8 protein-coding genes are annotated in these 12737 nt (G+C 72.0%); 5 read left to right on the top strand and 3 right to left on the bottom strand.

Translation table 11 applies throughout. The features are described 5' to 3' along the window. Positions 1-243: 243 nt before the first annotated feature. The 3 genes from acnD to prpC form a co-directional block, all read right to left on the bottom strand. On the bottom strand, positions 244-2952 hold the full coding sequence (acnD, locus tag NS331_RS01955) for a Fe/S-dependent 2-methylisocitrate dehydratase AcnD (RefSeq protein ID WP_082702200.1): 2709 nt from the start codon (positions 2950-2952) through the stop codon (positions 244-246). Between the two features lie 85 nt (positions 2953-3037). Next, positions 3038-4015: a tripartite tricarboxylate transporter substrate binding protein gene (locus NS331_RS01950; protein WP_058640341.1), complete on the bottom strand. Its 978-nt coding sequence runs from the start codon at positions 4013-4015 to the stop codon at positions 3038-3040. A gap of 168 nt (positions 4016-4183) precedes the next feature. Continuing rightward, entirely contained in the window at positions 4184-5362 is a 1179-nt protein-coding gene (gene prpC / locus NS331_RS01945) for a bifunctional 2-methylcitrate synthase/citrate synthase (protein ID WP_058640340.1), read from the bottom strand. A 164-nt stretch (positions 5363-5526) separates the two neighbouring features. On the opposite strand from prpC, the gene NS331_RS01940 reads away from it, so the two are divergent. The 5 genes from NS331_RS01940 to NS331_RS01920 form a co-directional block, all read left to right on the top strand. Beyond that, positions 5527-6933, top strand: a complete 1407-nt coding sequence (locus tag NS331_RS01940) for a short-chain fatty acyl-CoA regulator family protein (RefSeq protein WP_058640339.1) — start codon at positions 5527-5529, stop codon at positions 6931-6933. 148 nt (positions 6934-7081) lie between these two features. Beyond that, positions 7082-8215, top strand: a complete 1134-nt coding sequence (locus tag NS331_RS01935; protein WP_058640338.1) for an HPP family protein — start codon at positions 7082-7084, stop codon at positions 8213-8215. A gap of 97 nt (positions 8216-8312) precedes the next feature. Further along, positions 8313-9371, top strand: a complete 1059-nt coding sequence (locus tag NS331_RS01930; RefSeq protein ID WP_058640337.1) for an RNA methyltransferase — start codon at positions 8313-8315, stop codon at positions 9369-9371. A gap of 465 nt (positions 9372-9836) precedes the next feature. Then, a complete protein-coding gene (locus tag NS331_RS01925; RefSeq protein WP_082702199.1) occupies positions 9837-10970 on the top strand; it encodes an efflux RND transporter periplasmic adaptor subunit in 1134 nt (377 codons plus the stop codon). Next, positions 10963-12737 (top strand): efflux RND transporter permease subunit (locus NS331_RS01920; protein WP_153012710.1); only part of this gene is annotated, 1775 nt, incomplete at its 3' end. The genes NS331_RS01925 and NS331_RS01920, both read left to right, overlap by 8 nt.

Here is a 12737-nt window from a genome sequence, read left to right as displayed (position 1 = left end):
CCCCAACCCCTCTCCCGCGAGGGGAGAGGGGAGCCACACGGCCTCCCCTGCGTCCATGGGCAAGGCGGGGAGGAACATCGGCGGACATTGTCACGAACGACGGGGCTACGCCAGAAGGAAAGACTTCACGGAACACATCGGAAGGAAGGACTTCACGGCACCGACTGGAAGGAAGGAATTCACAGAACGCATCGGAAGGAAGGACTTCACAGAACGACGCGCAATGGCTCGCCACATCAGCACTCACACCGCGCGAGCCCCTCTCCCCTCGCGGGAGAGGGGTTGGGGAGAGGGGGCGCGCCCCTCGCCCTCGCCCGCCAAAGCCAAAGTCCCCTGCCCCGCCAGGAAATCCTGCGCAAAGCGCTGCAGCACGCCGCCGGCCTCGTACACCGACACCTCTTCTGCCGTGTCCAGCCGGCAGCGCACCGGCACGCGCAACACCTCGCCACTGCGGCGGTGCACGATCAGATCGAGCTGCGCACCCGGCGTGCGTTCGCCCTCCACGTCGTAGGTCTCGGTGCCGTCCAGGCCCAGCGTCAGGCGCGTGGTGCCGGGCAGGAATTCCAGCGGCAGCACGCCCATGCCGATCAGGTTGGTGCGGTGGATGCGCTCGAAGCCCTCGGCCACCACCACCTCGACGCCGGCCAGGCGCACGCCCTTGGCGGCCCAGTCGCGGCTGGAGCCCTGGCCGTAGTCGGCGCCGGCGATCACCACCAGCGGCTGGCGGCGCTGCAGGTAGGTCTCGATGGCCTCCCACATGCGCACCACGCGGCCTTCGGGCTCGATGCGGGCGAGCGAGCCCTTCTGCACCACGCCGTCGACCATGGCCATCTCGTTGACCAGTTGCGGATTGGCGAAGGTGGCGCGCATGGCCGTGAGGTGGTCGCCGCGGTGCGTGGCGTAGGAATTGAAGTCCTCCTCCGGCAGGCCCATGCGCGCCAGGTACTCGCCGGCCGCGCTGTCGGCCAGGATGGCGTTGGAGGGCGACAGGTGGTCGGTGGTGATGTTGTCCGGCAGCAGCGCCAGCGGCCGCATGCCGCGCAGGGTGCGGGGCTGCGCCGCGAGCGCGCCCATGCCCTCGGTGTCCCAGTAGGGCGGGCGGCGGATGTAGGTGGACTGCGGACGCCAGGCGTACTGCGGCTTCGCGCGTGCCTCGCCGTCGGCGCGGATCGCGAACATGGGGTCGTAGACGCGGCGGAACTGCTCGGGCTTGACGCTCGCCGCGACCACGGCGTCGATCTCCGCATCGCTGGGCCAGAGGTCGGCCAGGCGCAGTTCGCGGCCCTGCGCGTCGGTGCCGAGCACGTCGCGCTCGATGTCGAAGCGGATGGTGCCGGCGATGGCATAGGCCACCACCAGCGGCGGCGAGGCCAGGAAGGCCTGCTTCGCATAGGGATGGATGCGCCCGTCGAAGTTGCGGTTGCCCGAGAGCACGGCGGTGGCGTACAGGTCGCGGTCCACGATCTCCTGCTGGATCGCCGGGTCGAGCGCGCCGCTCATGCCGTTGCAGGTGGTGCAGGCGAAGGCGACGATGCCGAAGCCCAGCCGCTCCAGCTCGCCCAGAAGGCCGGCTTCCTGCAGGTACAGCTCCACGGCCCTGGAGCCAGGCGCCAGCGAGGTCTTGACCCAGGGCTTGCGCACCAGCCCATGCGCATTGGCATTGCGCGCCAGCAGCGCGGCGGCGATGACGTTGCGCGGGTTGCTGGTGTTGGTGCAGCTGGTGATGGCGGCAATGACCACGGCGCCGTCGGGCAGCCGGCCCGCGGCCTCGTCGGCGCGGCCGGCCGCAAGCTTGGCCGCATCGGCGATGCCGCGTTCGGCCAGCACGCGCGAGGGCAGGCGGCGGTGCGGGTTGGAAGGGCCGGCCAGGTTGCGCTCGACCGTGCCGATGTCGAAGCGCAGCGTGCGCTCGTACTCCACCTCGGCCAGCGTGTCGGCCCACAGGCCCGCCGCCTTGGCATAGGTCTCGACGAGGCGCACCTGCGCTTCGTCGCGGCCCGTGAGGCGCAGATAGTCCAGCGTCTGGCCGTCGATGGCGAAGAGCGCGGCGGTGGCGCCGTATTCCGGGCACATGTTGGAAATGGTCGCGCGGTCGCCGATGGACAGCCGCGCCGCGCCGTCGCCGAAGAATTCGACATAGGCGCCGACCACCTTCTGCTGGCGCAGGAATTCGGTGAGCGCCAGCACGATGTCGGTGGCCGTGATGCCCGGTGCGCGCTCGCCGACCAGCTCCACGCCCACGATGTCCGGCAGCCGCATCCACGAGGCGCGGCCCAGCATCACGTTCTCGGCTTCCAGGCCGCCCACGCCCACGGCGATCACGCCCAGCGCATCGACGTGCGGCGTGTGGCTGTCGGTGCCCACACAGGTGTCGGCATAGGCCACGCCGTCCTGCACGGCCACCACCCGGGACATCTTCTCCAGGTTGATCTGGTGCATGATCCCGTTGCCCGCCGGGATCACCTGCACGTTGTCGAAGGCGTGTTTGGTCCACTCGATGAAGTGGAAGCGGTCCTCGTTGCGGCGGTCCTCGATGGCGCGGTTCCTGGCGAAGGCGTCGGGATCGAAACCGCCGCATTCCACTGCCAGCGAATGGTCCACGATCAGCTGCACCGGCACCACCGGGTTCACGGCAGCCGGATCGCCGCCTTCGGCCGCGATGGCATCGCGCAGGCCCGCCAGGTCCACCAGCGCGGTCTGGCCCAGGATGTCGTGGCACACCACCCGTGCCGGGTACCAGGGAAAGTCCAGGTCGCGGCGGCGCTCGATCAGCTGGCGCAGGTAGTCGTCGAGCCGCGCCGGCTCGGCACGGCGCACCAGGTTCTCGGCATGCACCCGCGCGGTGTAGGGCAGCCGGGCCCAGGCGCCGGGCTGCAGCGCCTCGATGGCGGCGCGGGCGTCGTAGAAATGCAGGTCGGTGGCGGGAAGCGGCTGGCGGTGGAGGCGGTTCATGGAATCGTGGCGCGGGCGGCGCACCGCTGGGATGCGCCGCCGCATTGAAAAAGAAGGCCGGCAGGCGAACCCGGCCCCGCCCTTTTTACTGGGCCTGGATGTTGTTGTCGCGCGCCACCTTGGCGTAGCGCGGAATCTCGGCCTTGATCAGCGCGCCGAACTGCTCCGGCGTGCCGCCGGCGGGCGACACGCCCGTGGGCTCCAGCTGCGCGACCAGCTCAGGCGCCTTCAGGCCCGTGTTGATGGCGCCATTGATCTTGGCCAGGACGGCAGGCGGCAGGTTCTTGGGTGCGATCAGGCCGTGCCACGCGATCACGTCGTAGCCGGGCAGGCCCGCTTCGGCGATGGCCGGGATGTCCGGATAGGCCGTCAGGCGCTGCGCGGTGGTCACGCCCAGGGCGCGCAGCTTGCCGGCCTTGACGAAGGGCATCAGCGCCTCGGTGCCGGCCACCAGCATGTCCACGTTGCCGGCCACCAGGTCGGTCACGGCGGGGCCGGTGCCCTTGTAGGGAATGTGCGTGCCCTTGACCTTGGCCATGCCGAACAGGTATTCGGTGGCGATGTGCAGGTGGCTGCCGTTGCCGGCCGAGGCGAAGCTGACCTTGCCCGGGTTCTTGCGCATGTAGTCCAGCAGCTCGGCCATGTTCTTGGCCGGCACCTTGTTCGGGTTGATGCACAGCACGTAGGCGCCCTTGGACAGCTGGATCACCGGCGTCATGTCGGCGACCGGGTCGAACTTGAGCTTGTACAGCGCCGGGTTGACCGTGTAGCTGCCGGCGACGAGCAGCAGCGTGTAGCCGTCGGCCGGCTGGTGCAGGGCGTAGTCGCTGCCCAGAGTGCCGCCGGCGCCGGGCCGGTTGTCCACGATGACCGACTGGCCCACGCCCTTGGACAGCAGGTTGGCGCCCACGCGGGCGATGAAGTCCGAGCCGCCGCCAGGCGCGAAGGGGCAGACGATGCGGACGGGCTTGCTGGGATAGCCGTCCTGCGCGGCAGCGTCGAAGCCGAGCGGCAGGGCCAGGCTGGCGAGGCCGGTGGTGAAGAGGCGGCGATTGAGGGTCACGAAAGAAAGTCTCCAGGCTGGCGGGCCGCACCATGCGGCCGACCGGGCGCGGGATGGTCGGTGCGCGAACCTGACTGGAACCTGCGCGGTCTGCGCGCCGCAGGGCCATCGGCCCTCGGCGGCGCGTCGGGGCCGCGCGCATCCGGTCGGTCCGCGGCGTCGACGACGCTAGCCACGCTGGTCCAGCGGCACGAAGCGCCGGTCCTCGGGGCCTGTGTAGACGGCGCTGGGCCGGATGATCTTGTTGTCCTGCCGCTGCTCGATCACATGGGCGGCCCAGCCGCTGGTGCGGGCGATGACGAACAGCGGCGTGAACATGGCCGTGGGCACGCCCATGCGGTGGTAGCTCACGGCGCTGAACCAGTCGAGGTTGGGGAACATGCGCTTGGCCTGCCACATGACCGACTCCAGCCGCTCGGCGATGTCGAACAGCCGCAGGTCGCCGACCTGCTGCGACAGGCGCCGGGCCACGCCCTTGATGACGGCGTTGCGCGGATCGGCCACGGTGTAGACCGGGTGGCCGAAGCCGATCACCACCTCTTTCGCCTCGACGCGCCGGCGGATGTCGGCTTCGGCCTCGTCCGGCGTGGCATAGCGCTGCTGCACCTCGAAGGCGACCTCGTTGGCACCGCCATGCCGAGAGCCGCGCAGCGCGCCGATGGCGCCGGCGATGCAGGAATACATGTCGCTGCCCGTGCCGGCGATGACCCGCGCGGCGAAGGTGCTGGCGTTGAACTCGTGCTCGGCATAGAGGTTGAGCGAGGTGTGCATGGCGCGCACCAACTCCTCCCCCGGGCGCTGGCCGTGCAGCAGGCGCAGGAAGTGGCCGGCGATGGCGTCGTCGTCGGTCTCGACCTCGATGCGCCGGCCGTTGGTGCTCCAGTGGTGCCAGTACAGCAGCATCGAGCCCAGGCAGGCCAGCAAGCGGTCGGCGATGTCGCGGGCGCCGGCGGCGCCGTGGCCGTCCTTCTCGGGCAGCACGCAGCCCAGGGCCGAGACGCCGGTGCGCATCACGTCCATGGGATGGGCGGCGGCGGGCAGCCGCTCCAGGGCTGCCTTCACGCTGGCCGGCAAGCCGCGCAGGGACCGCAGCCGGGCCTTGTAGGCCGCGAGTTCGGTGCGGGTGGGCAAGGTGCCGTGCACCAGCAGGTGGGCGATCTCCTCGAAGTCGCAGACCTCGGCGATGTCCAGGATGTCGTAGCCGCGGTAGTGCAGGTCGTTGCCGCTGCGGCCCACGGTGCACAGGGCCGTGGTGCCGGCGGCCACGCCGGACAGCGCGACGGACTTCTTGGGCTTGAAGCCGGGGGCGGCGTCCGGCGCGGGAGCGAGGGCGGTGGCGAGGCTCATGGGGGCGGGTCTCCTGACGGTGCGCAGCGGCGAAAGGGCCGGCTTGCAAGGCTTCGCAATCTACGCAGAATGGCGCCCTCCCACCAGAACTGAAAAGGCGAATCAGTGCGAACGATATCGGCGAATCTGCAAATTCTGCGAATCGACTGGCAGCGGGCAGCCGCATGAAGAAGAGCTTCATGGGCGTGCGCCTGCGCACCCTGCGGGCCGAGCGCGGCCTCTCGCAGCTCGCCATGGCGCAGGCACTGGGCCTGTCGCCCAGCTACCTCAACCAGCTGGAGCAGAACCAGCGCCCGCTGACCGTCGCGGTGCTGCTGCGGCTGAACCGCACGCTGGGCGTGGACATCCAGGCCTTCTCCGAGGACGACGAGGCGCGCCTGGTGGCCGGCCTGCGCGAGGCCCTGGCCGATGCCGCCGAGCCGGTGCGCCTCCCCGAGTTGCAGGAAGTGGCGGCCCAGATGCCCGCGCTCGGCCGCGCGCTGGTCGCGCTGTACCGCCGCCAGCTGGACCTGCAGGCCCAGCTGGAAACCATGGCCCTGCGCCTGGGCGATGACCGCTCGTCCGAGCTCGGCCTGCCGCGCGCCACCCCCTTCGAGGCGGTGCGCGACTTCTTCTTCGCCCACCAGAACCACTTCGACCCGCTGGACCGCGCCGCGGAGGCGCTGGCGGCGCAGACCGGCGCGCGCGGCGGCGCCATGGCGCCGTGGCTGGTGCAGCGGCTGCGCGAGCGGCACGACGTGCGCGTCGTGCCCGCCCAGGCCGCCGCGGCCGGCAAGCGCCAGTACGACGCGGCCAGCCGCACGCTGGCCCTGTCGCCGCTGCTGGCGCCCGCGCAGCAGGCCTTCCAGATGGCGACGCAGCTGGCCTTTCTGGAAATGGACGACGCGCTGTCGGCGCTCACGGCCGCCGCGCCCTTCGACGCCGACGCCCCCGCCCGCCGGCTGGCGCGCATCGGCCTGGCCAACTACTTCGCCGGCGCGCTGCTGCTGCCCTACGGCGAGTACCTGGCGGCCGCCGAAGCGCTGCGGCACGACATCGACCTGCTGGCGTTGCGCTTCGGCGTGGGCTTCGAGACGGCCTGCCACCGCCTAAGCACGCTGCAGCGGCCGGGCGCGCCGGGCGTGCCCTTCTTCTTCGTGCGGGTGGACCGTGCGGGCAACATCTCCAAGCGGCAGTCCGCCACGCACTTCCACTTCAGCCGCACCGGCGGCACCTGCCCGCTGTGGGCGGTGTACGAGGCCTTCAGCCAGCCGGGGCGCATCCTGCCCCAGCTCGCCCGCATGCCCGACGGCCGCACCAGCCTGTGGGTGGCACGCACGGTGGCCGGCGGCAGCCGGGGCTGGGGCGCACCGCGCCAGGCCTTCGCCATCGGCCTGGGCTGCGACATCCGGCACGCGCCGCGCCTGGTCTATGCCGACGGGCTGGACCTGCAGGACCCGGCCCGCGCCACGCCCATCGGCATGGGCTGCAAGGTCTGCGAGCGGCGCGACTGCGCCCAGCGCGCCTTTCCCTTCGTCGGCCAGCCGCTCAAGGTGGACGAGCAGCGCGCCGAATTCATCCCCTACGGCTGACGCCGCGGCCCGCCCGCATGCCCGCCCAGATCCACGCCTGCACCGGCGCCGTGCGCGACGTAGGATGCCGGCCGGCGGCCTGCGACATGCACCGCCGAGGCCTCTTCTCCCGCCGGTGCACCGCGCCCCCGGCTCTGCCTGCGTGACCATGCGACCTCTCTCCTGGGCCGACCTCGCGGCCCGCTTCCACCCCGCCGCCGCCCACGTCGATGCCCGCGAACGGCTGCGCGCCTTCGCCGGCGCCGGCCTGGGCATCCTGGTCACGGCGCTCGTCGCCCGCTGGTGGGCCCTGCGCACCGGCACCACCGCCCCCTGGCTGGTGGCGCCGCTGGGCGCCAGCGCCGTTCTAGTGTTCGCCGTGCCGGCCAGCCCGCTGGCCCAGCCCTGGGCCGTGGTGGGCGGCAACACCGTGTCGGCCCTGGTGGGCAGCGCCTGCGCCCTGCTCATCCCCGACCCGGCCTGGGCCGGCGCGGTGGCGGTGCTGGCGGCCATCGCCGTGATGTTCGCGCTGCGCTGCCTGCATCCGCCGGGCGGCGCCTCGGCCCTGCTGGCGGCGCTGGGCGGGGTGGGCTTCGGCTTTGCGCTGTTCCCAATGCTGGTCGATTCGCTGCTGCTGGTGCTGGCGGGCATGCTCTACAACGGCCTCACCGGCCGGCGCTATCCGCATGCGCCGCAGGCGCCGGCCGCCACGCCGCCGGGCGGCCGCTTCACCGGCGCCGACCTGGACGCCGCCCTCGCCCACTACAACCAGGTGCTGGACGTGAGCCGCGACGACCTGCAGGAGATCCTGCAGTTCGCCGAATCGGCCGCCTACGCGCGCAACTTCGGCGACCTGCGCTGCGCCGACGTGATGTCGCGCGAGCCCGTGACGGTGCAGTTCGGCACGCTGCTCGAAGACGCCTGGTCCCTGATGCGCGAGCGCCGCGTCAAGGCCCTGCCGGTGACCGACCGCTCGCAGCGCGTGGTGGGCATCCTGACGCGGGCCGACTTCCTGCGCCATGCCGGCGCCGACCGCCGCGAGGGCCTGACCGAGCGCCTGCGCCATCTGCTGCGCCGCGACGGCCTCACCCATTCCGACAAGCCCGAGACAGTGGGCCAGATCATGACGCGCAACGTGCGCGTGGCCAGCAGCCACCGCCGCCTGTCCGAGCTGGTGCCGGTGTTCTCGGAGGACGGCCACCACCACCTGCCGGTGATCGATGCCGACCGGCGGCTGGTGGGCATCATCACGCAGTCGGACCTGGTGCGGGCGCTGTACCGGGCGACGCGGCCAGGGGCCTGAGGCGGCCCACCCCGCATGCCCGCCTTCCCGTTCCACAGGACCAGGAACGCGCGGGCCCTTCCATGGCGCTAGCATCGCCCGCTCTTCTCCGCCGACCATGCACCTCCACGAACTCCGCGCCCGCCTGCGCGCCGCCGGCGCCGGCCCCAGCCATGAACGGCGCATCCTGCGCACCTGGTCGCAGGCGCTGGCCACGCACGGCGGCAAGCGCCCGCCCGCGAGCTTCTTTCCCGCCGGGCTGCTGGCCGAACTGCCCGCCATCGAGGCGGAACTTGCTGGCCTGGCGCACGTGCAGTCGGTGCACCCCGGCGCCGACGGCTCCCAGCGGCTGCTCGTCGGCCTGGCCGACGGCCAGACGGTCGAAAGCGTGCTGCTGCCGCGCGGCGGCTTGTGCGTCTCTTCGCAGGTGGGCTGCGCGGTGGGTTGCCAGTTCTGCATGACCGGCCGCGCAGGCCTGCTGCGGCAGGTGCGCAGCGCCGAGATCGTGGCGCAGGTGGCGCTGGCGCGCGCCCGCCGGGCCGTGACGCGCGTGGTGTTCATGGGCATGGGCGAGCCCTCGCACAACCTGGACGCGGTGATGGAGGCCATCGATTTCCTGGGCACCGTGGGCAACGTCGGCCACAAGAACCTGGTGTTCTCCACCGTGGGCGACCCGCGCGCCTTCGAGCGGCTGCACCGGCAGACCGTGCGCCCGGCCTTGGCCCTGTCGCTGCACACCACCGACGCTGCCCTGCGCCGCCGCCTGCTGCCGCGCGCGCCCGACATGACGCCCCAGGCGCTGGTCGAGGCCGCCGACGCCTATGGCCGCGCCAGCGGCTACCCGGTGCAGTACCAGTGGACGCTGCTGGCGGGCATCAACGACCGGCCGGAGGACATCGACGGCATCGTCGCGCTGCTGCACGGCCGCTGGGGCGTGCTCAACCTGATTCCCTTCAACAGCGTGGAAGGCAGCGGCTTCGACCGGCCGGCGCTGGACGCCTGCGAGCGCATGGCCGGCACGCTGCATGCACGCGGCATCCTGACCAAGCTGCGCCATTCGGCGGGGCAGGACGTGGACGGAGGCTGCGGGCAGTTGCGGGCGCGGGCCCTGGGGCAGGCGGGGCCCCAGCCGTCGGGCGTGACGGTGTCGCCGCCCGCCCGCTATACCTTGGTATAGCCAGGACGGCCTCGGGGGCAGGCGCGCCGTCCCAATGCGCGCTGGCCGGCGGCGCCGGCCGGTGCGAGCATTCCGTCTCGACGCCAAAACCGCCACGACGATGAGGAGGATGCCCATGGACCCCGACCCGCACAGGCGCCACGGCGCCTCGCCTTGCGCCGGCCGCACCGGCATCCGGCCACTGTCCGAGCGCGCCACGCCCGCGCGCCGCACGCCCTGCTGAATCCCGCGGCCTTCCGGCACCGGTGAGCCGCGCCGCGGCCCCGTCACGGGGCCGCCGACGCCCGCCGGTGCGTCAACGCGCCGCTTTCTCCGAACGACCGACCTGCCACCGGAACGCACGCCGTCCGGGGCAGGCGCGGCCGCGCGCGCTCGCCCCTTGCCCATCCACACGCACCACCAACGCCACGCGCGCCGCCGATCTGCCGCACGCCGCACCGCTCCCACCGTTTTCTCCACGCCGCCATGAAGCCGATTTCCACCCTCGCCCTGCTGCTGCTCGGCACCGCCGCCCTGTGCAGCTGCCAGGGCAGCCCCTCCTCCGCCGTCGCCGACGGCGCCACGGCGGCCAGCGCCAGCCCCGGGCTCCAGCGCCACAGCAGCCGCATCGACATCCCCGCCGCCTCGCCGCTGCGCAAGGCGCTGGTCGTCGCGGCCGTCGAAGCGCAGCCCTTCGCGCCCACGCTGGAGGCCCCCGGCGTCATCGAGGCCGCGCCCGAGCGGCTGGTGAAGATCGTGCCCCCGCTGGCAGGCCGCATCGTGCGGCTGCACCACCAGCTGGGCGACCGGGTGAAGGCCGGCGAACCGCTGGTCACGATCGATTCGCCGGACCTGGGTTCGGCCTACCGCGACGACGCCAAGGCCCAGGCCGCGCTGCTGCAGGCGCGGCAGGACTTCGCGCGGCAGCAGGCCCTGCACCAGGCCGACATCTCGGCCGGCAAGGACCTCGAGGCCGCGCGGCAGACGCTCACGTCCGCCGAAAGCGATGCCCGCGCCGCCCGTGAGCGCCTGGCCCAGCTGGGCGCACCGGCCGATGCCGCGTCGCGCCGCGAGTACGTGCTGCGCGCGCCCATCGCCGGCCGCGTGGTGGACATGGCCGGCGCCATGGGCGGCTACTGGAACGACACCACCGCCGCCATGATGACCGTGGCCGACCTGTCCACCGTGTGGATGAGCGCCAGCGTGCCGGAGAAGGACATCGCGCAGCTCTCGGTGGGCCAGCCGGTGCGCATCGCGCTCGACGCCTACCCCGGCCGCGTCTTCGAAGGCAAGGCCCGCTACATCGGCGACCTGGTGGACACCGACACCCGCACGGTGCGCGTGCGCGTGGCCATCGACAACCGCGAGGGCCTGTTCAAGCCGGGCATGTTCGCGCATGCCACGCTGCAGGGCCCGGCGCAGCCGGCGCTGCTGGTGCCGGCCTCGGCGGTGCTGCAGAGCGGCCTGGCCACGCGCGTGTTCGTGCAGACGGCGCCCGCGCAGTACGAATCGCGCGAAGTGCAGGTCGGTCCGGCCGACGGCGACCGGCTGGCGCTGCTGGCAGGCCTGAAGCCCGGCGAGCGCATCGTGGTGCAGGGCGGGGTGCTGCTCAATGATTGAGAAGCTCGTCACCCTGGCCTTCCAGCGGCGCGGCATCGCCTGGCTCCTGTTCGTCTTCGTGGCGCTCTATGGGTACTGGAGCTGGAAGCAGCTGCCCATCGAGGCCTATCCGGACATCGCCGACGTCAGCTCGCAGATCGTCACGCAGGTGCCCGGCCTGGGCGCCGAAGAGGTGGAGCAGCAGATCACCGTGCCGCTGGAGCGCGCCCTGCTCGGCACGCCGGGCATGCACGTGCTGCGCTCGCGCAGCCTGTTCGCGCTGTCGCTCATCACCGTCGTCTTCGAGGACGGCACCGACGGCTACTTCGCCCGCCAGCGGCTGCAGGAGCGCATCAACGCGGTCACCCTGCCCTACGGCGCCTCGCCGGGGCTGGACGCCTACACCTCGCCCACTGGCGAGATCTACCGCTACACGCTCGAATCCAAGACGCGCAGCCTGCGCGAGCTGTCCGAGCTGCAGTTCTGGACCGTGATCCCGCGCCTGAAGAAGGCCACCGACGTGGTGGACGTGGCCAACTTCGGCGGCCTGACCACGCAGTTCATGCTGGAGCTGGAGCCCGACAAGCTGCAGCAGTACGACCTGTCGCTGCAGGACGTGAAGGACGCGCTCAACAACAACAACGCCACCGGCGGCGGCAGCATCGTGGACCGCGGCGAGCAGAGCTACGTGGTGCGTGGCGTGGGCCTGCTGCGCTCGCTGGACGACATGGGCAACGTGGTGGTCAAGACCAAGGCCGGCGTGCCCGTGCTGGTCAAGGACCTGGGCCGGCTCGCCTACGGCAACGTCGAGCGCCGCGGCGTGCTGGGCAAGGACGCCAACCCCGACACCATCGAAGGCATCGTGCTGCTGCTGAAGGACCGCAACCCGTCCACGGCCCTCGCCTCGGTGCACGAGGCGGTGCAGGACCTCAACGACCACTTGCTGCCCAGGGACGTGAAGGTGGTGCCCTACCTGGACCGCACCTCGCTCATCGACGCCACGCTGCACACCGTGTCGTCCACGCTGATGGAGGGCATGGTGCTGGTCGCGGTGGTGCTGCTGCTCTTCCTGGGCAGCCCGCGGGCGGCCGCCATCGTGGCGCTGACGATCCCGCTGGCGCTGCTGATCGCCTTCATCTTCATGCACCAGTTCCACATTCCGGCCAACCTGCTGTCGCTGGGCGCCATCGACTTCGGCATCCTGGTGGACGGCGCGGTGGTGCTGGTGGAGAACATCCTGCGCCGGCGCGAGGAGGCCGAGGGCCGCCCGCTCGCGGCCAGCGATGCCATCGAGGCCACGCTGCAGGTGGCGCGGCCGATCTTCTTCGGCATGACGGTGATCGTCTGCGCCTACCTGCCGCTCTTCGCCTTCCAGCGCATCGAATACAAGCTCTTCTCGCCCATGGCCTATGCGGTGGGCGCGGCGCTGGTGGGCGCGTTGCTGGTGGCGCTGACACTCATCCCGGGCCTGGCTTGGCTGGCGCTGCGCAAGCCGCGGCGCATCGTGCACAACCCGGTGCTCGAATGGCTGGCCGTGCGCTATGGCCGCTTCCTGACGCGCACGGTGGGCCATGCGCGCGGCGTGCTGGCGGCCTGCGCGGTGGCGGCGGTGGCGCTGGTGCTGCTCTTCGCCACCACCGGCCACGACTTCCTGCCCTACCTGGACGAAGGCTCGCTCTGGCTGCAGGTGCAGATGCCGCCCGGCATCACCCTGGCCAAGGCCTCGGCCATGGCCGGCGAGCTGCGCCGCGCCACGCTCGAGTTCCCCGAGGTGTCGTACATCGTCAT

It is taken from the genome of Pseudacidovorax intermedius (assembly GCF_001476815.1).
In the GTDB taxonomy this organism is placed as follows: Bacteria; Pseudomonadota; Gammaproteobacteria; order Burkholderiales; family Burkholderiaceae_C; genus Xenophilus; species Xenophilus intermedius_A.
This window is presented reverse-complemented; position numbering and strand designations above follow the sequence as displayed.

Coding starts and splice junctions, on each gene's coding strand:
- NS331_RS01930 (WP_058640337.1), top strand. CDS start 8,313: ATGCACCTCCACGAACTCCGCGCCCGCCTGCGCGCCGCCGGCGCCGGC.
- NS331_RS01935 (WP_058640338.1), top strand. CDS start 7,082: ATGCGACCTCTCTCCTGGGCCGACCTCGCGGCCCGCTTCCACCCCGCC.
- NS331_RS01925 (WP_082702199.1), top strand. CDS start 9,837: ATGAAGCCGATTTCCACCCTCGCCCTGCTGCTGCTCGGCACCGCCGCC.
- acnD (WP_082702200.1), bottom strand. CDS start 2,952: ATGAACCGCCTCCACCGCCAGCCGCTTCCCGCCACCGACCTGCATTTC.
- NS331_RS01940 (WP_058640339.1), top strand. CDS start 5,527: ATGAAGAAGAGCTTCATGGGCGTGCGCCTGCGCACCCTGCGGGCCGAG.
- prpC (WP_058640340.1), bottom strand. CDS start 5,362: ATGAGCCTCGCCACCGCCCTCGCTCCCGCGCCGGACGCCGCCCCCGGC.